This window comes from Agarivorans sp. 1_MG-2023 (assembly GCF_030548385.1).
Lineage (GTDB): Bacteria > Pseudomonadota > Gammaproteobacteria > Enterobacterales > Celerinatantimonadaceae > Agarivorans.
In genome coordinates this window covers 258,537-281,817 of the sequence record NZ_JAUOSJ010000006.1, presented here as the reverse complement: position 1 = coordinate 281,817, position 23,281 = coordinate 258,537, and the positions used below count along the sequence as shown (strand labels likewise).

Here is a 23,281-nt window from a genome sequence, read left to right as displayed (position 1 = left end):
GCTAAGATTTTAAAAAATAAGCGTAATACACCGCGCCAAGCACTAGGTTTAGATTAACTTTTTGTGCTTTAATTATGACGACTAAGGTACATGGATGTTAGCTTATGCGAGTTTTTACACAACAAATACTTATCGTTACTGCGGGGCTATTGTCATGTGCATTAATGACCGTCATTTCTCTACAATTTCTTTCGCACGACATCAGCCAGTCACAACGCTATCATGCGGATAACACTCTAAGCCTCACCCAGTCGGTGTTTTATAGCACCATACAATCCTTAGATGACTTAGCTAACTTAAATATTGACGACTGTAGCCCAGCGTCCTTACTAAAAATGCGCCAAACGGTATTCCTCAGTGATTACATTAAAGACGCAGGTTTAGTACAAAATAACCACTTAGCTTGTACCACTACAGGAGGGGAACTAGAGGTTCCCTTAGAATTAGACCCGCCAAGTTACACCACTAACTTAGACTTCGACGTATGGTTAAATCAGCAATTGATTATATTTGATCACCTGCATTCAGGCATGGTCATCCGTAAAGGTGATTTTACTGTTGTGATCGCTAACAATACCTTCAGTAGCTTAGAATACGGTGATAACCAATGGGAAGTGGTTAATCGAGTAGATGAACACTACACCCACTTAATAGGCACACCCGGTACGTTTCGCCGTGCAGAGCTAGATGAAATGGAAGAAGTAGATGATAACTATCACTATTTTCATCGTTGTAGCCAGACCTACGATTTCTGTATTGCCCTCAGTTTGTATAACTTCACCCTAATCAAAAGTAAGTTCGGTTTTTTAATCTTTTCGTTATTGTTTAGTGCAGCCTTTGGCATTTTGATAAGCATCAGTTCTGATACCCTAATCAAACGCCATGGCAGTATGGGCTCTCGCGTAAGACGAGGCATCAATAAAGGCCACTTCGTTTGCCATGTTCAACCTCTTGTCGATCTTCAATCTAAACGGATTATTGGTGGAGAAGTATTAACCCGTTTCGAAGATCAACACGGCAAATTAATGCCCGATGAGTTTATTCCAGAAATACGCAAACTGCGCTTAACCTGGCCTTTTACTTTGATGATCATTAAAGATGCCCTGAGTCAGTTACAAGCCAGTGGTGCAATAACTAGTGATACGAAAGTGAGTTTTAACATTTTCCCTTGTGATGTTGAAAACAACAACATTGCAGATTTACAAGCTTTGCCAGAAGTACAGCAGTTTAAGGGAGGCATTACTCTCGAGATAACAGAAGATCTGCAACTCGACAGCTTAGTCGCCAATCAACACATCAATCATATTATTCAACAGGGTTTTGAAGTGGCGATTGATGATTTTGGCACCGGCTACTCAAACCTTAAACAGCTTAAAAACTTCCGCTGCCAATACCTAAAAATTGATAAGAGCTTTGTATTCGATTTAGAGGCGGGCTCTATTCGCTCGTCGTTAGTGCCGCACATGGTGGAAATTGCCAAGAAATCTGATTTAAAAGTCATCGCCGAAGGTGTAGAAAACTTAATGCAATGCAAAGTATTAGAAGATTTAGATGTAGAGTTTGGCCAAGGTTGGATGTTTGGAAAGCCCATGCCTATTAGCCAGTTTGTTGAAAAGTACACGCAATCGAACGGTTCTACAGACTAATTTACAGAGCCTAAGTGCAAATTTACCCACTAACAAAACCAAAAAAAGGACAGTAAATATACTGTCCTTTTTGCTCTATGTTTCCACTGCGCCGCTTAGCACGTAACCCCTATTTGGCTTTCATTTTGCCAATATAGCTGCCACTGATCTTCGCTCACTCCGCAGCCACAGCCACCTGAACAAGAGCCCAGTTTAACCAAGCGGAGTCGATGGCGTTTTACCCAAGGCTGCAACATCGCTAACGCGGCGTCATCACTCAATGAGAAATGATTTGCTACCTGGCTAAGCATAACCCCAGGGTTAGCTTCAATGTATTCCTTAAGCGCTTGTAATATCAAAATGCTCTGCCCGCTTACGTTTCAAAAATAGTACCCAAACCGCCAACATAAATACCATTGCCAATAACAACACGCTGGCAGACACTGGCGCTTGCTGCCAAGTAGCCACTTGGTAGTAAATAGTGGCCGAGCTATAGGCTAGTAAGGTAGACCACACGCCAATTAGTCGCGCCCATTTCATACCCAGTTCTTTTACCAATGCGCCCATTGCCGCTGCGCAAGGCATGTAGAGTAAAATGAATAACATGAACGACACGGCTGATTCAGGCGTAAAGTGTTTGCCCAACTGCGACATAGTGCTGAAATCAACTTCGTTCATTTCAGCTGCTGCTTCAAGGCTATCAGCTTCTTCAATCGCTATACCTAAAGGGTCACCGTAGTTTAAGTCATTAAAGTTATCGACAATGGTTTGCCCAGCTTCTTGGAAACGGCCTAGATAAGTCCACTCTTCGTCTGCTTCAATGGCATCGGCATACAAACTGTTTAAAGTGCCAATTACCGCTTCTTTAGCGAATAAGCCAGTAACAATACCTACCGTTGCTGGCCAGTTGTCTTGCTCAATACCCATTGGGCCAAAAACTGGTGTAACAAATTGGCTAGCACGACTCAAAATTGAATGTTCTTGGCCTTCGGCGTCTAACTCGCCACCCGTTCCGATGCTGTTTAATACACTAAGAATAGCGACCACTAATACAATGGTTTTGCCTGCGCCAACCACAAAGCCACGCACTTTTTGCCAGGTTAATAGCAATACGCCAAAAGCCGTAGGTAACTGGTAGTCTGGCAACTCAAGAACCGAGTCTTGCGCAGCACCCGGTAACAGCGTGTACTTAAGCAATAAGCCGGTAATAATCGCAGCCAATATGCCAATGAGATACAAACCAAATACCATGTTCTGGCCTTGCTCTGGGAAAAACGCTGCCACAAACAATGCGTAAACCGGTAAGCGCGCACCACAAGACATAAATGGGCTCATCGCTGAAGTCAGTACCCGCTCGCGATGCTTTTCTAATACTCGAGTCGCCATAATGGCAGGCACGGTACAGCCAAAACCCATTAACATCGGAACAAATGCTTTACCCGGTAAACCAATCACCTGCATAGCGCGGTCAACCACAAAAGCCGCTCGCGCCAGATAACCTGAGCTTTCCAGTAACGCTAAGAATAAATACAAACAAGCAATAACGGGAATAAAGGTGGCAACGGTTTGAATGCCCACGCCTACGCCATTAGCTAACACTACCGTTAGCCACTCGGGAGCGCCGACATTACTCAGCACTTCACCCACACCATCAACAAAAATAGTGCCAGCAGTAATATCAAAAAAGTCGATGAATACCGCACCACCATTAATGGCAAACATAAACATTAGGTACATCACGCCTAAAAAGGCAGGAATACCAATCCAGCGATTAAGCAACAAGCTATCAATCATCGCCGTGTAATCTCGGTTTAAGTGGCCCTTTTTGCCAACACAATTTTGGGTAAGTTGGTAGATAAAGTTGTAGCGGCTATTGGCGAGCTCTAAATCAACATCAATTTTGTTAAATTGCACAAAATCTTGCTCTAACTCTGCCACTAACTGAGGTTCAAGCTGTTTAATCAGCCAAGGATCTTGCTCTATCAAGCGCAATACTTGGCCTTTGTTAAAGCCCAGTTTTGCTTGCCATTTTGTTGAAAATGCTTCGATGGGCGCTGAATATTCTAACTCTAGAGGCTCACTCTGTTTGGCTTGCTCAATGATCTGGGGAAGATTATCTTTAAAATCTTCTACCTGCTTTTTAGAGGTAGCAGACAGGCACACCAGCGGCAACTTAAAGCGTTCGCTAAACTGCTGTACTTTAATTTTTAGCAGCTTTGCTTTAGCGGTGTCCATTTTGTTTAGTACTAGCACCACCGGTAAACCCAGTTCTTTAAGTTGAATGCTCAAATATAAGCTACGTTCAACTGCACTGGCATCAACCACGTTGATCACTAGATCTAAAGGTTCCGACTGTAAAAACTCACAAGCGATACGCTCGTCTAAAGAACTATTGTCTAACTGAGGATCGATATTATAAACGCCGGGGAGATCCACCACTTCAGATTGCCAATCGGCCTTGCGGATCCAGCCTGACTTTTTATCAACCGTAATACCACTAAAGTTACCCACTTTCTGTTTACTGCCCGTCAAAGCATTAAACAAGGTACTTTTGCCACTATTCGGGTTACCTACTGTAGCAATTTTATGCTTAATCATACTGACTCCACCTCAATCGCCTTTGCCTGTAGATTACTCAAGGCTAGGTTAATGCCTGCGGCAGATACCTGGATCGGATCACCTAAGGGGGCGCGCCTAACTATGGTTAAGGTTGTATTAGGTAATATGCCTAACGACATTAGCTTTTTTCGATTAGCGCGTGGCAAGTTTTGCAAACTTAGCACCTTTGCTTTTTGACCTGCGACTATTTCATCCAATGACATAGAGTCCCACCCGACAATTCTAAATAGAAATGATTTTCATTTAGTTGATTGTGCGACACTCATCACTATATAACTTTGATCTATATCAAGCAGGTTTATATAGCTTGGTATTTTTGTGAGATATTTTTAGGTGTTATTTTTGAAACCTTTTCACTAAATGCGCTACCATTTAGCCAATTTCAACAAAGGTAACTTGAAGATGTCATTCAAAGACCAACTATCGCAACTTGTTTACTCCACCGACCAAGGCCGCATTGAACCTGAAGACATAGCTGAAGATATTCCAGACAGCGATGGTTTTGTTAAAATACGTCGTGAAACCAAAGGCCGAAAAGGCAAAGGAGTAACCTGCTTAAGTGGCTTTGGGCTAGAAGAATCAGAATTAAAAAGCCTATGCAAAGAAATGAAAAAACACTGTGGCGTTGGTGGTAGCGTAAAAGATTATGTGATTGAAATTCAAGGTGACCAACGCGACAAGCTTGAAGCATGGTTGAAGCAGCGTAATTACAAAACTAAACGCATTGGTGGCTAAACCTTTTGACTAACCAGTGCTTACACGCTATCTTCTGCGCGCTTTTGGGGAGTAGCCGCCTGTAACTTTGGTTGCGGGGCATTTATCAACATACTTAGTGCACAATCACTATGGTAAATGCAGCCTAGTTAGGCCTGGCAAGACCAACTGCACATTAACGCTATTATGAGGTGAGCGGCGTTTGTGCATTGGTTTATTTGCTCGCCTCATTAAGAGATATTAATGGAAGCCCTTGTTACCTCCATCACCGCTGTTGCCATTGCCGAAATTGGCGACAAAACCCAGTTACTTGCTCTGTTACTCGCATGCAAATTTCGTAAACCACTGCCCATTATTGCCGGAATTATTGTCGCAACCCTACTGAATCACGCTGCTGCCGCTTGGTTTGGCGCAATGGTGCAATCTTGGTTAAACCCTGATGTGCTACGTTGGCTGCTAGGATTGTCGTTTATTGCCATGGCGATTTGGGTGCTGATTCCCGATAAAGTAGACGAATTAGACAGCGCGATGCTAAAACATGGCCCTTTCATGGCGTCCTTAGTGCTTTTCTTTATTGCTGAAATTGGCGACAAGACCCAAGTGGCTACAGTTATTTTAGCGGCTAAATACGACGCCTTATGGGTGGTAATAGCAGGAACCACCATTGGTATGTGTATTGCAAATATCCCAGTTGTATTACTCGGTAAACTAGGGGTAGACAAGCTGCCTATGACCTTAATACATCGCTTAACAGCAATACTATTTTTAGCCTTAGGTTTAAGCACCTTGTTGTTTTAAGCAAGGCTTAAGCTTTAGCCGGTTTGTGTTACACTCTGCCGCAAATTGTTACTCGGGTTGTAAAAAATGAAAGTGATTCGTTGGATTTTAGGCCGTGTTATTTTGTTACTTAACGCGGTATTTTCGCCAAAATCGATAAAGCGTAGTCCTGATGAACAAGCTGCAGTTGATCAGAAACTACAAGGCTTACACCTTTACCAATTGGCTGCTTGCCCCTTCTGCGTAAAGGTAAGACGCGCAATGAAGCGCAACGGCATCAACATTGGATTACGTGATATTAAAGCCCAGCCAGAATTTCTTGATGAGTTAGTAAGCGAAGGCGGTTCTCGAAAAGTGCCTTGCTTGCGCATCAGCGAAGGCGAAAATGTAAAATGGCTTTACGAATCAAATGACATTATTCGTTACTTAGAACAAAAAGTGGCGTAAACCACAGCTTTGCTCAGTAATAAAAAAGCTCCTTTTGTAAGGAGCTTTTTTATTTACCTAAGATCTTGGCAAGCTCTAGGCTAGTCAATTTCCATAATGTCACTTGGCATAACATCTCTTAATCGCTTCCAGACCTCACTGGTTGCAATACCGTAATTACGCACCACTTGAAGCGCATTATCGTGCTCTCCTGAGTCCGCTAAGGCGATCAAGTCGTCATAAAACTTATCGACTAATTGGCGCGATACGGGATCGTCAAAGTAATACTTACCTACACTACGGTACATGCCTCTGAAACCATTTAAAATTAAGGCATATAAAGGATTACCTGAGGCAAAAGCTAAGCCGTGCAATACTTGATAATCAAACTCAGCGTAAGCTTCACCGGTTTGTTCTAATTGCTTGTATTGTTCAATTAACTGGCGACTTTTCTCCGGGTTGTTTTTTAAGGCACCACGAATAAAAATCACACTAATATTGGTTCTTGCTGATAATAACTGTTCAAAAAGTTCAGGTACGCCGTCGCTGTCTAGTTTAGCTAAGGTTTCGAGAATATTCAGTCCAGCGGTTTCCCAAAAGTTATTTACCTTAGTGGGTTTGCCATGTTGAATAGTTAACCAACCATCACGTGCCAAACGCTGGAGGACTTCACGTAATGTGGTGCGGGTAACGCCAATTAGCTCTGATAGTTCTCTTTCGGCAGGGAGGATGGTGCCAGGAGCAAAACGGTTATTCCAGATGGATTCGATGATGTACTGTTCGGCGAATCCCGCTGGACTTTTTGCTTTTATTACCATTATTTACTCAGTCTATTTTAGTTTTTATTGAAATGATAATAACAAACCATTAACTAAAGCAAAAGCAAGTGGTACGGGCTCTAACCTACAGTTTTTAAAAACTATTGACATTTTTTATCATGACTTGAAGAATTTTGATATTTTCGAACGTTCAGCTATCAAAGATGCGTGACATCACATACAATCACGCTCGAGTTTTCGTAGGGGAAACTCGACCTGCCATACGAACAAATATGAGATTTCAGGATGAATACTAGTCTATCCAGTGCCTTTGCTAAGAACTTTCTTGGCAATGCGCCTTTGTGGTACAAAAAAGCCATTGTTTTATTTCTAATTATTAACCCCATCGTTTTCTATATTGACCCTTTCATTGCGGGTTGGTTGCTGGTAATTGAGTTCATTTTTACTTTGGCTATGGCCTTAAAATGTTACCCATTACAGCCGGGCGGTTTACTGGCCATTGAGGCAGTAGCTATAGGGATGACATCATCGGAAACAGTAAAGCACGAGTTAGTGAATAACTTTGAAGTAGTGCTGCTATTGATCTTCATGGTGGCGGGCATCTTCTTTATGAAGCAACTGCTTTTATTTATGTTCACCAAAATGCTCATTAAGATTAAAGATAAAGCGATTTTGTCTTTAGCCTTTTGTATAGCCGGTGCATTTTTATCGGCCTTCCTTGATGCATTAACCGTTATTGCCGTGGTGATTAGTGTCGCTATCGGCTTTTATAGCATCTATCACAAAGTGGCCTCTGGAAAAGACTTTCACCAAAAGCATGACCACACCGGTGATGACTTAAGCAGCGATGACTTAGAAGGCTTTCGCGCTTTTCTACGTAGCTTAATGATGCATGCTGGTGTAGGTACCGCGCTTGGCGGCGTATGTACCATGGTTGGTGAGCCACAAAACCTCATTATTGCTGACCAATCTGGATGGCAATTTTTCGAGTTCTTCTTACGCATGGCACCGGTCTCTTTACCGGTACTAGTATTTGGCCTGTTAACCTGTTTCTTACTAGAGAAAGCGGGCAAGTTTGGTTATGGCACTAAACTACCTGCCAACGTTAGACAAATTCTTACCGACTACGATAAGTACGAAGATGAGAAGCGTACTAACCGTGACCGTGCAAAACTTATCGTCCAAGCCTTTATCGCAGTATGGTTAATTATTGGTTTAGCCATGCACTTAGCGGCTGTTGGTTTAATTGGTTTGTCTGTGATTATTCTCGCCACTGCATTTACCGGAATTACCGAAGAACACCAATTAGGAAAGGCCTTTGAAGAAGCCCTGCCCTTTACGGCATTGCTAGCGGTATTCTTCTCGATTGTGGCAGTGATTATTGATTTAGAGCTATTCAAACCCGTTATTCACTGGGTGCTATCGATTGAAGATGAGGGGCAACTGGTCGCCTTCTACATTGCCAATGGCTTGCTCTCGATGGTGAGTGACAATGTGTTTGTAGGCACTGTTTACATTAACGAAGTGAAAGCCGCTTGGTTAGATGGCCAAATCACTCGTGACCAATTCGACATGTTAGCGGTTGCCATTAACACTGGTACTAACTTGCCGTCGGTGGCTACACCAAATGGCCAAGCAGCATTCTTATTCTTGCTCACCTCTTCACTCGCTCCGCTTTTACGTTTGTCTTACGGGCGCATGGTGTGGATGGCCATTCCTTACACCATCGTACTAGCCGGTGTAGGTTTATTGTGTGTGGAATTTGCATTGATTCCTGCCACTCAATACTTCTACGATATGGGATGGATTAGCCATCACGTTGCGGGCGCAGCGTCAGCGGTTTCTGCTGGACATTAATTTTAAAAACGGCGATGCTTGCATCGCCTTTTTTAACAGGAGTTTCTGATTATGCTCAATTTTTTAAGCAGTTTGCCGTACCAACGTAAACCTTGGTTTCTGCTTTTTATTGGTAGCTTATCATTAGAGTTGTGCGCTTTATTCTTCCAACATGTCATGAAGCTTGACCCTTGCGTTATGTGTATTTATGAGCGTGTAGCCATGTTTGGTTTAATGGCAGCAGGTTTACTAGGTTGGATTGCACCTAAAAATATCGTCATTCGTTTAAGTGCTTTTGGATTATGGCTCGTCAGTGCCGCATGGGGTTTGCAGCTAGCAATAACCCATACCGACTACCAAATGAACCCTAGCCCATTTGCTACCTGCGACTTCTTTGCCAACTTCCCTGAATGGGCGCCGCTAGATAAATGGGTGCCTTGGTTATTTAATCCAAATGGATTTTGTGACGAGATCTCTTGGATGTTCTTAGGCTGGTCTATGCCGCAGTGGCTGATTCTATTATTTGCTGTGTTCTTAGCAGCCGGGGTTGTGTTCTTTGGTCTGCAATGGCGTAAGAAATAGATTTAAAAGATAAACATAAAAAAGCCCGCTTAACGCGGGCTTTTTTATGGCTGGCATTTAACGCTATTCACACTCGTCTAAAGGCCACCGCACAATGTAATCTTGAGACGGGCCTGTTAACTGCGTTTCACACACAATCTTACCCCGCACAGAAGCGCCACGTTTGTGCATTTCCGAAGCCTTGCCCTTATTTAACAAAGGATGCCACTCTGGCAGCGGTTTCCCTTCGATTAGCCGTTTATAGGCGCAACTAGGCGGCAACCAATGAAATGCGTCAATATCATCTAAAGTAATTTTTACGCAATCAGGGACCTTAGCAAATCGATTCGGGTAATCACTACACTGGCAGCTTTTACTGTTTAACAATACACAAGCAATATTGGTGTAATACAACTCATCGGTATCTTCATCTATCAACTTCGATAAACAACATTTACCACATCCATCACATAACGACTCCCACTCTTGGGCAGTCATTTGCGCCAAGGTTTTGGTTTCCCAAAATCTTACTTCACTCACTCAATACAACCTCTGTTTCTACCGAAATATCGGCAACCTTAAATGCTAACTTATCGCCGGCCTTCAAGGGGCCAACGCCAGCAGGAGTGCCAGTTAGCAATACATCTCCTGGCTCTAGAGTAAAACAGCGTGAAGCTTCACACAGCAATGCGCTTAGATTGCGGATCATTTGCTTTGTTGTGCCCTGCTGTTTTAACTGAGTATTTTGCTCAAACCGTAGTTCAACATCAGCCAACTCACTTAACCGATTAATCGGCTTAAAGTGACTCAGTACACAGCTCTTATCAAAGGCCTTAGCGCGCTCCCATGGGTGACTACTTTGTTTTAGCGCTAACTGCACATCACGTAAGGTTAAATCTAATGCTGCGGCGTATCCCCAAACGGCAGCATCCAATTCTTTAGGAGAGGCATTTCGAAGCGGCTTAGCAATCAATATGGCGAGCTCAAGTTCGTAATGCACTTCACCTACATCATTTGGAATCATTACTCCGTTTGCCAAACCAGTGATGGCGGTTTTAGGCTTAATAAACAACACTGCTTGTTTAGCAGGCGCGCCCCCCATCTCTTGCATGTGCGCCAAGTAATTTTGCCCTACACAGACTGCTTTGTTCACAGTAAATGGTAAGGCTTGGCCTTGTTCGTCGAGATGCTGATACACCTTAAAACACCGGTGGATAAGCGATGCGATCAGCCAAAGTACCTACCGCGGCCACAAAGTAATGCGAGCGATTCCACTTCATCAGTACTTGGTAGTTATCGTAAGCTAAATATGCACGCCCTTGAGCGTCGTCTGGCTGAACGATAGAGGCTTGAATATCGCGAATGGGTAAGTTAGTGCCGTCGTAACGGCGAACGCCCATAGCTTGCCACTCGTTTAGGCTTTTCTTAACTTTTAAGCCTGAGTGCGTTGCATCATAATCGTTTGGAAGTTTAACTTGGCGACCCCACGTTAAATCATTGTTCCAGCCACTTTGCGCTAAGTAGTTTGCAGCAGAAGCCAAAGCATCAGCGGTATTGTTCCAAATATCTTTGTTGCCATCGCCATCAAAGTCTTGAGCGTAAGCTAAAAAGGAACTTGGCATAAACTGCACTTGACCCATGGCACCCGCCCAAGAGCCTTTCATTTTGTTAGGTTCAATATGTCCATCTTCAAGAATACGAAGTGCATTCATTAATTCTTTCTTAAAAAACGCTTCGCGACGGCCTTCATAAGACATAGTGGCAAGCGCCGATACCACACTGTAGTTACCGGTAAACTTGCCAAAGTTGGATTCCACTCCCCACAAAGCAATAATAAAGCGCGGCTGCACCTTATATTTCTTTTCAATTTCTTTAAGTAGTGGGTAGTGTTTCTTATATAACGCCCGCGCTTGCTGCACTTTCCAGTCGGGCACAGCTCGTGGCAAATAGGTATCTAGTGTTAGCTTAAACTCAGGCTGTTGCTTATCTGCTTTTACAGCGCGAGGGTAAAACTTGGCATTGGTAAATGCCGCATCAATAGTGGCTTGTGAGATACCTTCACTAGCCGCTTCTACTTTAAGTTCTTCAACGTAGTTATCAAAGCCCGGTTCAGCGTGTAATGAGAAGGCAGCCGAGAATAGCACCGTACCGATAAATTTTTTCACTAACTTCCCCTTTTAGTCATTTTTTGCCTTAGCCTGAGCGGCTAAATGCTGCTTAAGATAGTTTTCTGGAGGTGGTGGTAGTTGTAAATAATAGCCTTGCTCTTTAAACGCGGCTTCTAAGGTGTTTATTTCAACACTAGCAAAATCTTTTGTTGGTCGTTTTGGTACCAACATTACCAGCTCCTTAGCCCCCATTAACTCTAGTAATGACGCTGGAACTGGCGAAAAATCGTCTTTCTTCTCAATATAGAGATAAGTTTGCTGTTTTTTGAGACTTTTATAGACTGCACAGAACATGAAAATGTTAGTATCCTAGTCACTGATCAGGTTATGCTAAAACGCGACTATATCAGAATATATAGTGAAGCGTCATTGCTCGTATACAAATGTAAAAAGGAATCAGCTGTTCATGTCCGGACAGGAAATAGAGTTTAAAGGGACAAACTTTACCCTTTCAGTGGTTTACTTAGGAAAAAATGATTTAACATCATTAAATAACAAGTTAATGGAAAAGGTGGCGCAAGCGCCTCAGTTCTTTAACTGTGCTCCTATAGTAGTGAATATTAGCGAAGTAGACGCTGATTTTGATTTCAACCAACTCAAGGAAGTGGTAGAAGCTCAAGACTTTGTATTAGTAGGCGTTACCGGATGTAGTACCTCTGAACAAAAAACCGCTGCCCGTGCTGCAGGTTTAGCCGTAATGACCAGTGGCTCACAACAAGCAACTGCCAAGCCCAGCAAACCCGCAGAAGAAAAAGCGCCAACACCTCCCCCTACCCCAGCGGCTGTGCCAAGTAAAATCGTTCGCGGACAGATTCGCTCTGGCCAACAAGTTTACGCGCAAAATACCGACCTAGTCATTATTGGCTCGGTAGGTAATGGCGCGGAAGTGATTGCTGACGGTAATATTCATATTTATGGTGCATTAAGGGGTCGTGCTATCGCAGGCGCTAGCGGCAGAAAAGACAGCAAAATATTTTGTCAGAACTTGCAAGCAGAACTTATTTCTATTGCTGGTGTTTATATGTTGCATGAGCAAATTGGCGAACATGCCGACGCGCCGCAATGTATACAAATAGAAGACCAGCAAATCGTATTTGGTAATTTAAGTTAACCTCGTTAACGAATTTATAAAGGAAAGATAATGGCTAAGATTATCGTTGTGACCTCAGGAAAAGGGGGTGTTGGAAAAACAACCTCCAGCGCGGCTATTGGTACTGGCCTCGCCATTAAAGGTTTTAAAACTGTAATCATCGATTTCGATATTGGTTTACGTAACCTAGATTTAATTATGGGTTGTGAACGTCGCGTAGTGTATGACTTCGTGAACGTAATCAAAGGTGAAGCCAACCTTAATCAATCATTGATTAAAGACAAACGTACCGACAACTTGTTCATTCTTCCTGCTTCTCAAACGCGTGATAAAGACGCGTTAACTAAAGAAGGTGTGCAGAAGGTATTGGACGATTTAGCAGAGCAAGGTTTCGACTACATTGTGTGTGACTCTCCTGCTGGTATTGAAACAGGCGCAATCATGGCGCTTTACTTCGCCGACGAAGCGATTGTTACCACTAACCCTGAAGTATCATCAGTTCGTGACTCAGACCGTATTCTTGGCATGCTTGCCAGTAAGTCAAAACGCGCTGAACAAGGTAAAGAGCCGGTTAAAGAGCACCTACTATTAACGCGCTACAACCCTGAGCGTGTTAACCGCGGTGACATGTTAAGCGTAGAAGATGTGCAAGATATTCTGGCGATACCGTTACTTGGCGTTATCCCTGAGTCACCGGCCGTGCTTAAAGCGTCTAACTCTGGTGAGCCAGTAATTTTAGACACTGAAAGTGATGCTGGTTTAGCTTACGACGACGCTGTAAGTCGATTAATTGGCGAAAGTGTAGACTTTCGTTTCTTAGAAGAACAAAAGAAAGGCCTATTTAGCCGCTTATTTGGAGGATAACGATGTCTCTTTTAGACTACTTTCGAACGACAAAACAGTCTAAAACGGCGCAAACCGCCAAAGAACGACTGCAAATTATTGTTGCCCACGAACGCGGGGAGCGCAGTGGGCCAGATTACTTGCCTGCTATGAAGCAAGATATTATAGAAGTAATAAAGAAGTACGTTGCCATCAACTCAGACCAAGTTAACGTTAGCTTGGACAACAAGAGTGAAGACATTAGCGTACTTGAGCTAAATATTACCCTTCCTGATCAACGTGATTAGCGAATAATGGCTTACGCCAACCAGTAAGTAGTAGAGGCAACTCTTCTGCTTGCTGGTGCTCTTTACGTTTCCACGCAATATATTGATTAAGCACCTTCTTGCTCGCCAATACGTCTTCAGGTAAACCCGACTCTTCTGCTACTGCAGTCACCACCAATTTAAGCTCTTGAATGGTTTTTTTGTAATCTGGGTAATCAACAATACGTTTAATAGGTTTAGGGAAATCCGCTGTATTAACTTGCTGACCCTGTTTCACTAATTTAAGCAAACGTTGACCATGAATACGCAACTCTTGCGGTGGTAAATTAAGCCGTTGTAACTCATCCATGTTGTTTGGTTGGTAGCGAGCTAAGGCCCATAAGTTGTCACCGTGTACCACATTATTAATGGCTAAATCACGACTTGCCGCTTGCTGTATTCGCCAGCGACACAACACTTGTAACACCGCTAATTGCTGCGGGTTTAACTTCCAAGCATTTTTAATGTCTTTATAAACTTCATCTTGGTTTACCACACGTTTTTTCAATGCTGCTAAACGCGTGCTTTCTTCTAATGCAGCTTGAAAACGCCCTTCTTCTTCTAGCTGCTGTTTAATCTTGAGATATGCCGGTAGCAAATAGATAACATCTAAGGCTGCGTAATCTAATTGCGAAGCGCGCAGTGGACGTGCGAGCCAATCGGTACGAGATTCTCCCTTATCGAGTTCAATCTCTAGCTCTGTGGCAATAAAGCGCTGGTAACCCAAGCTAATGCCATGACCAAGAAAAGCCGCACCAACTTGTGTATCAAACACGGTTGCGCCAAATTTGCCACTTAAACGTTGAATGATTTCTAAGTCTTCACTAAACGCATGCAAGACCCAGTGATGCCGGGAAAGAGCCTGCCACAACGGTTCCATTGACACTTTTAGTGGGTCCACTAGATAGCATTGCTGGCCATCGTAAATTTGTAGTAAGCCCAGTTGAGCATAGTAGGTTCGAGTACGAACAAACTCGGTATCAATGGCTAATACCATTGGAGTTTGTTCATTTAAAAAACGTAACAGAGGCGCAAGTTGCGCCTCTGTTTCAATCATGTCGAAGTTTACGTCTGCCAAAATTGCGGCGTCCTAGTGGAAAGCATCTAATGGCTAACCATTTTACGGTTTATGCCTCTTCGCGCAAGGCTCTACGCAAGATCTTCCCCACATTTGTTTTAGGTAGTTCGTCTCTAAACTCCACCAGCTTAGGCACTTTGTAGGCAGTTAAAAACTCGCGACAGTGTTCTATCACTTGTTTCTCATTCAGTGAATCGTCTTTTTTAACGATAAACACTTTAACCGCTTCACCACTTACGTCGTTAGGCACACCGACTGCTGCAACTTCTAGCACTTTAGCGTTACCCGAAATAACCTCTTCAATTTCATTAGGGAATACGTTGAAACCAGACACCAAAATCATATCTTTTTTGCGGTCAACAATATGGAAGAAACCTTGATCATCAACCGTGGCAATATCACCCGTAGCAAACCAGCCACCAGGCATTGATTCTTCGGTCGCTTCTGGTCGCTGCCAGTAACCCTGCATCACTTGTGGGCCTTTTACTAATATTTCGCCTGATTCACCGTCGCCGACTTCTTGGCCATCTTCGCCCACCAACTTAATATCCGTTGAAGGCGCTGGTAAGCCAATACTGCCGTTATAGGCTTCTAAATCGTAAGGGCAAACGGTAACTAGTGGAGCACACTCTGTTAAGCCATAACCTTCTATCAGGCGCGAGCCCGTGACTTCTTGCCAGCGCTCTGCAACTGCTCGTTGCACCGACATGCCTCCGCCCAGAGATAAACGCAGACGGGCGAAATCTAACTTGGCAAAATCGTCATTATTTAGCAAGGCGTTGAATAAGGTATTTACCCCTGTGATTGCCGTAAAGGGCGTCTTGGCGAGCTCTTTAACAAAGGTAGGAATATCACGAGGATTGGTGATTAATAAGTTCTGGCACCCCATGGCAAAAAACACCATGCAGTTCGCGGTTAATGCAAAGATATGGTAAAGCGGCAATGCTGTTACTACCACTTCTTTCCCTTCGCGCAAACATGGGCCAACAATACCCAAAGCTTGCAGCAAGTTTGCCACCATATTGCTATGTGACAACATCGCGCCTTTGGCGACACCGGTGGTACCACCGGTATACTGCAAAAAGGCTAGATCTTCACTTTTGATTTCTGGGCGAACATATTGGAGATGCTGTCCTTTAGACAAAACATAACGGAGCGATTGAGCGTGAGGTAAATGGTACTTTGGCACCATTTTCTTCACGTATTTTACAACAAAGTTCACTAAGGTACGTTTGGTTGCAGAAAGCTGGTCGCCTAAACGGGTAAGAACCACATGCTCGATACCGGTTTCTTCTACAATTTCCTCAAGAATATGCGCAAAATTAGACACAATCACAATGGCTTTAGCACCACTGTCGTTTAGTTGATGCTTTAATTCTCTCGGCGTGTAAAGCGGGTTGACGTTAACTACCACCATGCCTGCACGCAAAGCACCAAACAAACAAATAGGATACTGCAGCAAGTTAGGCATCATTAAAGCCACGCGATCACCTGCTTTAAGCTTTAATTCATTTTGAAGATAAGCAGCAAAGGCGCGTGATTGTTCTTCAAGGCGGCGATAGGTCATCACCTGCCCCATGTTAATAAAGGCTACCTTATCTGCGTGTTTAGCAGCACCTTCTTCAAAGACATCTATCAATGTTTGATAGCGTGCTGAGTCTATCTCTGCAGGAACATCTTTAGGGTATCGATTAAGCCAAACCTTATCCACGCAGTTCTCCTAAACATTTCAATTACAACAAGTATAATTTGCTCACCAAGTTTATTGTGAATTTTATTATGTACTTGGCGGCATCGTTTTCATTAGAGCTTTCGCTCCAAAATTTCAAACGATTGTTTCATACGCCATTTTAAATAACAATATTTTAACATTGAGCGTGGCGGATAAGATCGAAAATAGTGAAGTGGTTCAAACAATTGTTTTAATGTAGGCCTTTATACAGCGAGCAACCTCTACGGAATTTTGCATATGAAGATGGTGCCCACCGCTTAACAAATGGGTTTTAAGCTGCTTAAACCATGCTTCACGATGGCTTATATGTTCCGCGGATAACAAAGGGTGTTCGCTAGCCGCTATCAACAAACTGGGATGTTGCACAGCTCTACAAATATTTTCTGCCTGCGACTCACTAAAGCGCAAAGGAGAGCTTAACTTTAGTTTTTGATCGTGACGCCAATACCATAGACCACCGCGCTTAATCACTGCCCGCTCTACCAATAGTTGGCTATTGCGTTCACTAATCCCATTGGTTTGCGCACGCAATTTTACTGCAGATTCAAGTTTTTCAAATCCCTTAGCGGGCTTTACAGCTTGCCGTTGTTGAATAGCTTTAGTTAGTTGTGTTGTGGTTTCTTCTTCAGCTAGGCTTAAAGGCCCCAACCCGTCTATACAAACCAAACCGAGCAGTTTTTCTGGGAATGCCGCTGCATACGTAGTGGCTACCAATGCACCTAAAGAATGCCCAATAAGAATAATAGGTTTGTTAACCTTTAGTTCACAAATAGCACGGTAAACATCGTCAACATAATCTACAAAATGGTAATAACCTTGGCGATGTGCCGACAGTCCATGACCGGGAAAATCTAAAGCAATGCAATGTACATCGGTAAAATGTTTAAGAAGAGGCGTAAAACTGGCGGCATTGTCCATCCAACCATGCAACATCACTACACAGTAATCACTAGGGGCGGTTTGTTCGATATAGGCGATATTAGAGTGAGGTAAATACGGGCAGTCAGTCATTGCAGGGCGTTTTGCCTTAGGCGAACAAATCGATACCAAACATTTCATTCACTTGTTGGCGCTTGAGTTGATTAGCAACATCTTTATATTGAGACACAGCTTCGCCGCCACTGCCAACATTTTGGTCGTAGCGGAGTTTTTCTACACTGCTCTCGTCCATTACCGCCCAGGGTACGATCCCCTTTGGCGCCTTAGTAGCAACACTTAACTCTGTGCTGCTGGTCGCCTTTTTAACGTTTGTTTGTTGCGGTATGGGCTGGCCAAGGCCCTGAATCTTCAAGTTTTATTGTCCTTTAATTACTCTCTACCCGGTAGTTTCTTCCAGGTTACTTTGTCGCGTAAATAAACAGGTTCGGCATTTTCTGCACTTACCAGCTCGCCTTTATTATAGGCAACCTGAGCATAACCAAGCATATTTTGTGCCGTTGGATAAAGCACTGATTCCAACACTTTTGCGCCAGAAAATTGACCGCATAATAGTTCTTGGTAAGTTTGCCAGCCTGTGCCCACAGCCACTGCCCTTTGGCTATTGCCAGTTAGCAACTCTGGTTTAATCACAAGCTCTTCGTCTACTAAACACATCAAACCGTTTTGCAGATGGTACTCGCCCCAATACACCTCTCCCATACGGGCATCAATAGCCGCCAAACACTGCTCGCTATTATTGCTAAGGTAAGCGGCTTGCGCCATGGCTTGTAAGGTTGAAACGGCAATCATTGGTTTATCTGCACCAAAAGCCAGCCCTTGAGCGGTGGCTACACCAATCCGTACCCCAGTAAAACTTCCTGGTCCACGACCAAATGCAATCGCATCAAGCTGCTTTAAGCTAACTCCTGCTTCCGCCAAGATTTGCTCGACAAAAGGTAAGATTTTAAGTGTATGGTCGCGTGGGCTGTATTCTTGCTTACTCAGCACTTCACCCTGCCAATGCAGTGCAACAGAGCAGTTTTCGGTTGATGTATCTAAAGCGAGTATGTTTGCTGTCATGTTTCCTCAGCGTCTTTTTTAACAAATTCTAAAACTCTTGAGAGTTCTCTAGTGCGTGGCATAGCGGGCAAACTGCTAATAAATAGCGAACCGTAATCGCGATTCACTAAACGGTTGTCACATATAATCACTACGCCATGATCATCTTGGGTTCTAATTAAGCGCCCTACGCCTTGTTTAAGGCTAATCACTGCTTGCGGCAAATATACCTGACGAAAAGGATCTCCGCCACGTAAACGGCAGTCTTCACTTTTGGCTTTAAGTAATGGATCATCTGGCGCAGCAAAGGGTAGCTTGTCGATAATCACACATGACAGCGCCTTGCCCGGCACATCCACCCCTTCCCAAAAGGTACTGGTTGCAACTAGCACTGCGTTACCATCTTCAACAAACTCGTTGAGTAACTCTTGTTTACCCGCTTCACCTTGAACCAATACCAATAGCTCTGTACGTAGGCGTAACTCTGTTGCCACTTTTTGAATCATTCGGTGGCTGGTACATAAAAAGAAACAGCGGCCACCGTTGGCCTCAATCACCGGCGCAAGCTGATCCAGCATCACTTGTTCTGCATTGGGCTGCTTTGTTTCTGGCAAGTAACGAGGCACACACAGCAAGGCCTGTTTTTGATAATCAAAAGGGCTGTCGAGCAACATGCTGCTGGCGTCTTTTAAACCCATTTGAGTTTGAAAATGTTGAAAGTTGCCATCTACCGCCAACGTTGCCGAGGTAAATACCCATGCAGCATTACGTTCTTCCACCTCACTATTAAAGCGCTCTGCAATATTAAGGGGGGTAATATTTAAAGTGAAATGCTGCCGAGTAGTTTCGTACCAATAACTAAAACCGGTTTTGTCTACATCCATGACTTTATCGAACAATAGGCGCATTTTAGCTAAACGTTCGAAGCAAGAATCTGCCAGTTCACTGCGCGATAGCGCCAACTTAAGCACTTGATACACAAAGTCCATGTCTTCGCGCAACGCTTCCATCATTTCACCAAAACGCTTTTGTTTAGCTAATGGGCGCCACTCGCCTCGGTCACGCAGACCTTCAAACTCCAATCTACATTGGCGGATTCTACGCTCTAGCTTTTGCGAGGCTTTTTGTAATTGCGCCATATCTCTAAGCTCAGTTTTATAGCTCAGTTCAATGTCATTACATAAATCGAGTATTTGTCGGCTAGAAAAGTGCTGACCAAAATAACTCGCAGCAATATCGGGTAGTTGGTGTGCTTCGTCAAAGATATAAGCATCGGCTTCGGGAATCAGCTCACCAAAACCGGTTTCTTTTACCACCATGTCGGCAAAAAATAGGTGGTGATTCACCACCACTAAATCTGCTTCCATTGCCTTGTTACGGGCTTTAACTAAATAGCATTCTTTATAAGACGGGCAATCTCTGCCGAGGCAGTTATCGTTGGAGCTAGTAATTAAGGGGAATACATCGGCCCGTTCAGCGATTGGGCCAAGCTCGCTAATGTCGCCGGTTTCTTCGCCTTGTGCCCATGCCTTAATTTTTACTAGCTCAGCTAAGGTAGTGCGGTCTTGGCCGCTACCGTAATGGGAAAAACTGTTTAGCCGTTCAATACACAAATAGTTAGAACGCCCTTTTAGCAGCGCTATCATTTGATTGTATTTGAGGGCTTTTTGCATACGCGGTAGGTCTTTAGTAAATAACTGATCTTGCAGCGCTTTACTACCGGTGCTAATAACAATTTTTTTGCCGCTGTCCATAGCTGGTACAAGGTAAGCAAAGGTTTTACCGGTGCCAGTCCCCGCTTCAACTAATAAACTGCCACTGGTCTCTATAGCTGCAGCAACCGCTGTAGCCATGTCGTGTTGTTGTGGTCGGGGAGAAAAACCATCTATGGCTTTTGATAACAAACCATCTTTGGCAAAATACTGATGTTTCAAACTTGGTTCCGGCAAGCAAAAGTCGCGGCAACTATACCAGCCGACTCACGCTAGACCAAACACAAAGCTACACAAATAGGTCGATATTATGTTGCTCGTCAGGGTCGGGCTTTTTAGATTTATTGTTTTGCTGTTCGCCGCTTAGCTTTGGCCGCACTTGAATGTCGTTTTGTGCAGCGGTTTTGCTTTTCTTCACCACCTTGGTGGTTTTAATCGGTGGCGCCTTACTATCGGGTTTAGCAGGTGCTCGCGGCAAAATTGGCAATATGGCATCTTGGCTCACAATCACAGCTCCTTTTTATGGCTTCCTATAGTTAATTATCGGTCAATATTTAAACAACTTTAATCTTATAATAAAAAGCAGCCAAAAAAGGTTGCAATTTAGCGCTAGATTGGTAAGTTTATGCCCACTATTGCCATGAAGGCAAAAACCACGTTGACAGGAACGTAGCAATGATTTTTAACCAACTGAAGCATCATCACCACCATCATCCAGAATAGGCTTCAGGCGGTTTTCTGCTGGAAGCTTGTAAGATGCTTCCGGTGGTAGAATATAAGAATATTGCAAACCCCCGGAAGGTTACCCTCCCGGGGGTTTTTTAGTTTTATTATTAGGGACAAAAACATGACAGAGCAAAAACGACTACGCATCGCCATCCAAAAATCTGGACGCTTAAGCGATGATTCACAGGCACTATTAAAAAGCTGCGGAATGAAAATCAATCTCCGCCAACAACGCCTGATAGCCCATTCTGAAAATATGCCAGTAGATTTGCTACGTGTACGCGATGACGATATTCCAGGCCTAGTTATGGACGGCGTGGTTGATTTCGGTATCGTTGGCGAAAACGTATTAGAAGAAGAAACCATGTTGCGCACAGCGCAAAATGAGCCAACTGAATGCGACATTCTAAAACGTTTGGATTTTGGCGATTGCCGCTTCTCATTGGCAGTAGCCGAAGAATTCGATTACACCGGCCCACAATGTTTAGCCAACAAACGCATTGCCACCAGTTACCCAGGCATTCTTAAGCGTTACTTAGACGAGCAAGGCGTACCTTTCTCTACGTGTATGCTAGCGGGCTCGGTTGAAGTAGCCACCCGTGCAGGCTTAGCCGACGCCATTTGTGACTTAGTATCTACCGGTGCAACTTTAGAAGCCAACGGCCTTAAAGAAGTTGAAGTGATTTACCGCTCGCAAGCAGTATTGATTAAATCTAAAAACAAACTAAGCGACGAGCACCAAGATTTGCTAGACCGCTTATTAATGCGCATGCAAGGCACCATGGAAGCTAAAGAAAGCAAGTACATCATGCTGCACGCGCCTAAAACACATCTTGATCAAATTGTAGACCTGCTACCTGGCAGTGAGCACCCAACCGTATTAGCACTTGCTGGTGACGAAGAAAAAGTAGCCCTGCATGTAGTTAGTACCGAGAACCTGTTCTGGGAGACGATGGAAAAGCTAAAAACCTTAGGTGCAAGCTCTATTCTCGTTATGCCAATTGAAAAGATGTTGAGATAAGTACCATGCAAACGGTAATTTGGAAGCAACTATCAACAGAGCAACAACAACAGGTGCTGTCCCGCCCTGCTGTTAACAGCTCAACCGACATTGCCGGCATTGTTGCTGACGTAGTAAGCCAAGTACGAGAACAAGGTGACCAAGCGCTAATTGCGCTGGCCGCCAAGTTTGATAAAACCGAATTGAGCGAAGTAAGAGTCAGCCAGCAAGAGATTAATGCAGCTGAACAAGGCTTAAGTGACGAGTTCAAACAAGCGGTTGAGCAAGCAAAAGCGAACATTGAAGTGTTTCACCAAGCTCAGAAACCTCAAGCCATTAGTCTAGAAACCCAACCTGGTGTGCGTTGCGAAATGCATTACGCCGCTATAGGCAATGTAGGTTTGTATGTGCCGGGCGGCACCGCACCTTTACCTTCAACAGTATTGATGTTGGCTATTCCAGCACGTATTGCGGGTTGTAAAAAAGTAGTATTAAGCTCACCACCACCGATTGCCGCAGAGATCCTTTATACCGCGAAGTTATGTGGCGTAGACGAAGTGTACGCTGCAGGGGGCGCACAAGCGATTGCCGCAATGGCCTACGGCACCGAAAGTGTTGCTAAATCCGATAAAATTTTCGGCCCTGGTAACGCCTTTGTGACCCAAGCTAAACAGCAAGTGAGTGGCGACCACGCAGGTGCTGCTATCGATATGCCAGCGGGCCCATCTGAAGTGTTGGTCATTGCTGACGCTAAAGCCAACCCGGCTTTTGTAGCTGCCGACTTATTATCGCAAGCCGAGCACGGCCCCGATTCACAAGTGATTTTAGTCACCACCAGTGAGCAACAAGCCGAAGCGGTAAATCAAGAATTGGCTCGCCAATTAGCGCTGCTTAGTCGTAATAACATTGCCGACCAAGCGCTATCACACAGTACTGCAATTGTAGTAAACGACTTAGCGCAAGCGGTACAGGTGAGTAACCTTTACGGCCCAGAGCACTTAATTGTACAAACTGAACAAGCCCGCGACTTACTGCCTGAGATAGAAAATGCTGGCAGTGTTTTCCTTGGAGAGTGGACCCCTGAATCAGTAGGCGACTACGCCAGTGGTACTAATCACACCCTGCCAACTTATGGCTATACACGTGCTTATTCAAGCTTAGGAACAGCTGACTTTATGAAGCGTTTTACGGTTCAGGAATTAAGCCAGCAAGGTTTAAAAGACTTAAGTGCAGCAGTAGTGCCTATTGCCAATGCCGAAGGCTTAGACGCTCACCGCCGAGCGGTAACTCTGCGTTTAGGCGAGGAGCAATAA

The 23,281-nt window shown here is 44.0% G+C and carries 26 protein-coding genes, 1 riboswitch and 1 other annotated feature; of the genes, 11 read left to right on the top strand and 15 right to left on the bottom strand.

Translation table 11 applies throughout. The features are described from left to right. The first annotated feature begins 104 nt into the window (after window positions 1-104). A complete protein-coding gene (locus tag Q4592_RS11445) occupies window positions 105-1,646 on the top strand; it encodes an EAL domain-containing protein (RefSeq protein ID WP_303513023.1) in 1,542 nt (513 codons plus the stop codon). Window positions 1,647-1,741: 95 nt separating this feature from the next. On the opposite strand, the gene Q4592_RS11440 is transcribed toward Q4592_RS11445, so the two are convergent. The 3 genes from Q4592_RS11440 to Q4592_RS11430 are packed head-to-tail and all read right to left on the bottom strand — an operon-like array spanning window position 1,742 to window position 4,447. After that, the gene (locus Q4592_RS11440) at window positions 1,742-1,984 is read right to left on the bottom strand and encodes a FeoC-like transcriptional regulator (protein WP_303513021.1); all 243 of its coding nucleotides are present in this window, start codon (window positions 1,982-1,984) and stop codon (window positions 1,742-1,744) included. Next, a complete protein-coding gene (gene feoB / locus Q4592_RS11435) occupies window positions 1,965-4,223 on the bottom strand; it encodes a Fe(2+) transporter permease subunit FeoB (protein ID WP_303513019.1) in 2,259 nt (752 codons plus the stop codon). The genes Q4592_RS11440 and feoB overlap by 20 nt, the downstream gene beginning before the upstream one ends. Further along, window positions 4,220-4,447, bottom strand: coding sequence for a FeoA family protein (locus tag Q4592_RS11430; protein WP_137674693.1), 228 nt, complete (start codon window positions 4,445-4,447; stop codon window positions 4,220-4,222). Before Q4592_RS11430 ends, feoB begins: the two co-directional genes overlap by 4 nt. Window positions 4,448-4,646: 199 nt before the next feature. On the opposite strand from Q4592_RS11430, the gene yciH reads away from it, so the two are divergent. From yciH to Q4592_RS11415, 3 genes are all read left to right on the top strand, one after another. After that, window positions 4,647-4,979, top strand: coding sequence for a stress response translation initiation inhibitor YciH (gene yciH / locus Q4592_RS11425; protein WP_303513017.1), 333 nt, complete (start codon window positions 4,647-4,649; stop codon window positions 4,977-4,979). 44 nt (window positions 4,980-5,023) lie between these two features. After that, window positions 5,024-5,186, top strand: a riboswitch (yybP-ykoY riboswitch). A gap of 15 nt (window positions 5,187-5,201) precedes the next feature. After that, on the top strand, window positions 5,202-5,756 hold the full coding sequence (locus Q4592_RS11420) for a TMEM165/GDT1 family protein (RefSeq protein ID WP_303513016.1): 555 nt from the start codon (window positions 5,202-5,204) through the stop codon (window positions 5,754-5,756). Window positions 5,757-5,822: 66 nt separating this feature from the next. Continuing rightward, window positions 5,823-6,182, top strand: a complete 360-nt coding sequence (locus Q4592_RS11415; RefSeq protein ID WP_303513013.1) for a glutaredoxin — start codon at window positions 5,823-5,825, stop codon at window positions 6,180-6,182. Between the two features lie 80 nt (window positions 6,183-6,262). On the opposite strand, the gene fadR is transcribed toward Q4592_RS11415, so the two are convergent. Beyond that, window positions 6,263-6,979 (bottom strand): fatty acid metabolism transcriptional regulator FadR, encoded by a 717-nt coding sequence (gene fadR / locus Q4592_RS11410; protein WP_303513011.1) that lies wholly within the window; start codon window positions 6,977-6,979, stop codon window positions 6,263-6,265. 246 nt (window positions 6,980-7,225) lie between these two features. Here fadR and nhaB point away from each other — a divergent pair, with 246 nt between their 5' ends. Both nhaB and dsbB read left to right on the top strand, forming a co-directional pair. Further along, window positions 7,226-8,797 (top strand): sodium/proton antiporter NhaB, encoded by a 1,572-nt coding sequence (gene nhaB / locus Q4592_RS11405; RefSeq protein ID WP_137674688.1) that lies wholly within the window; start codon window positions 7,226-7,228, stop codon window positions 8,795-8,797. Window positions 8,798-8,848: 51 nt separating this feature from the next. Further along, a complete protein-coding gene (dsbB, locus tag Q4592_RS11400; protein WP_303513009.1) occupies window positions 8,849-9,358 on the top strand; it encodes a disulfide bond formation protein DsbB in 510 nt (169 codons plus the stop codon). 63 nt (window positions 9,359-9,421) lie between these two features. Here dsbB and Q4592_RS11395 read toward each other — a convergent pair whose 3' ends face one another. Genes Q4592_RS11395 through Q4592_RS11380 form a run of 4 tightly spaced genes read right to left on the bottom strand, consistent with a single transcriptional unit; the run spans window position 9,422 to window position 11,799 of the window. Beyond that, the gene (locus Q4592_RS11395; RefSeq protein WP_137674593.1) at window positions 9,422-9,877 is read right to left on the bottom strand and encodes a YcgN family cysteine cluster protein; all 456 of its coding nucleotides are present in this window, start codon (window positions 9,875-9,877) and stop codon (window positions 9,422-9,424) included. Beyond that, entirely contained in the window at window positions 9,870-10,535 is a 666-nt protein-coding gene (locus tag Q4592_RS11390) for a fumarylacetoacetate hydrolase family protein (protein ID WP_303513007.1), read from the bottom strand. The genes Q4592_RS11395 and Q4592_RS11390 overlap by 8 nt, the downstream gene beginning before the upstream one ends. Window position 10,536: 1 nt before the next feature. Further along, a complete protein-coding gene (locus tag Q4592_RS11385) occupies window positions 10,537-11,502 on the bottom strand; it encodes a lytic transglycosylase domain-containing protein (protein ID WP_303513006.1) in 966 nt (321 codons plus the stop codon). Window positions 11,503-11,514: 12 nt separating this feature from the next. Continuing rightward, complete coding sequence (locus tag Q4592_RS11380) at window positions 11,515-11,799, bottom strand: YcgL domain-containing protein (protein ID WP_137674596.1); 285 nt, start codon at window positions 11,797-11,799, stop codon at window positions 11,515-11,517. A 112-nt stretch (window positions 11,800-11,911) separates the two neighbouring features. On the opposite strand from Q4592_RS11380, the gene minC reads away from it, so the two are divergent. The 3 genes from minC to minE are packed head-to-tail and all read left to right on the top strand — an operon-like array spanning window position 11,912 to window position 13,725. After that, window positions 11,912-12,616, top strand: coding sequence for a septum site-determining protein MinC (minC, locus tag Q4592_RS11375; RefSeq protein ID WP_303513004.1), 705 nt, complete (start codon window positions 11,912-11,914; stop codon window positions 12,614-12,616). Window positions 12,617-12,646: 30 nt separating this feature from the next. After that, a complete protein-coding gene (gene minD / locus Q4592_RS11370) occupies window positions 12,647-13,459 on the top strand; it encodes a septum site-determining protein MinD (protein WP_137674598.1) in 813 nt (270 codons plus the stop codon). A gap of 2 nt (window positions 13,460-13,461) precedes the next feature. Beyond that, window positions 13,462-13,725 (top strand): cell division topological specificity factor MinE, encoded by a 264-nt coding sequence (gene minE / locus Q4592_RS11365; RefSeq protein ID WP_137674599.1) that lies wholly within the window; start codon window positions 13,462-13,464, stop codon window positions 13,723-13,725. On the opposite strand, the gene rnd is transcribed toward minE, so the two are convergent. From rnd to Q4592_RS11330, 7 genes are all read right to left on the bottom strand, one after another. Next, window positions 13,700-14,821, bottom strand: coding sequence for a ribonuclease D (gene rnd, locus Q4592_RS11360; RefSeq protein ID WP_303513000.1), 1,122 nt, complete (start codon window positions 14,819-14,821; stop codon window positions 13,700-13,702). The two genes, minE and rnd, sit on opposite strands and share 26 nt — an antisense overlap. 49 nt (window positions 14,822-14,870) lie before the next feature. After that, window positions 14,871-16,532: a long-chain-fatty-acid--CoA ligase FadD gene (gene fadD / locus Q4592_RS11355; protein WP_303512997.1), complete on the bottom strand. Its 1,662-nt coding sequence runs from the start codon at window positions 16,530-16,532 to the stop codon at window positions 14,871-14,873. A 198-nt stretch (window positions 16,533-16,730) separates the two neighbouring features. Further along, window positions 16,731-17,564 carry an alpha/beta fold hydrolase gene (locus Q4592_RS11350; RefSeq protein WP_303512994.1) on the bottom strand — a complete coding sequence of 278 codons (834 nt, stop codon included), beginning with the start codon at window positions 17,562-17,564 and terminating at the stop codon, window positions 16,731-16,733. Window positions 17,565-17,580: 16 nt separating this feature from the next. After that, a complete protein-coding gene (locus tag Q4592_RS11345; protein WP_303512991.1) occupies window positions 17,581-17,844 on the bottom strand; it encodes a hypothetical protein in 264 nt (87 codons plus the stop codon). A 17-nt stretch (window positions 17,845-17,861) separates the two neighbouring features. After that, a complete protein-coding gene (tsaB, locus tag Q4592_RS11340; RefSeq protein ID WP_303512989.1) occupies window positions 17,862-18,551 on the bottom strand; it encodes a tRNA (adenosine(37)-N6)-threonylcarbamoyltransferase complex dimerization subunit type 1 TsaB in 690 nt (229 codons plus the stop codon). Beyond that, window positions 18,548-20,464, bottom strand: a complete 1,917-nt coding sequence (locus Q4592_RS11335) for an ATP-dependent DNA helicase (RefSeq protein WP_303512987.1) — start codon at window positions 20,462-20,464, stop codon at window positions 18,548-18,550. Before Q4592_RS11335 ends, tsaB begins: the two co-directional genes overlap by 4 nt. A gap of 67 nt (window positions 20,465-20,531) precedes the next feature. Then, a complete protein-coding gene (locus Q4592_RS11330) occupies window positions 20,532-20,747 on the bottom strand; it encodes a hypothetical protein (RefSeq protein ID WP_303512985.1) in 216 nt (71 codons plus the stop codon). 193 nt (window positions 20,748-20,940) lie between these two features. Next, window positions 20,941-21,068, top strand: a sequence feature (His leader region). 21 nt (window positions 21,069-21,089) lie between these two features. On the opposite strand from Q4592_RS11330, the gene hisG reads away from it, so the two are divergent. Next, a complete protein-coding gene (gene hisG / locus Q4592_RS11325) occupies window positions 21,090-21,989 on the top strand; it encodes an ATP phosphoribosyltransferase (RefSeq protein WP_303512983.1) in 900 nt (299 codons plus the stop codon). Window positions 21,990-21,994: 5 nt separating this feature from the next. After that, a complete protein-coding gene (gene hisD / locus Q4592_RS11320) occupies window positions 21,995-23,281 on the top strand; it encodes a histidinol dehydrogenase (RefSeq protein ID WP_303512981.1) in 1,287 nt (428 codons plus the stop codon).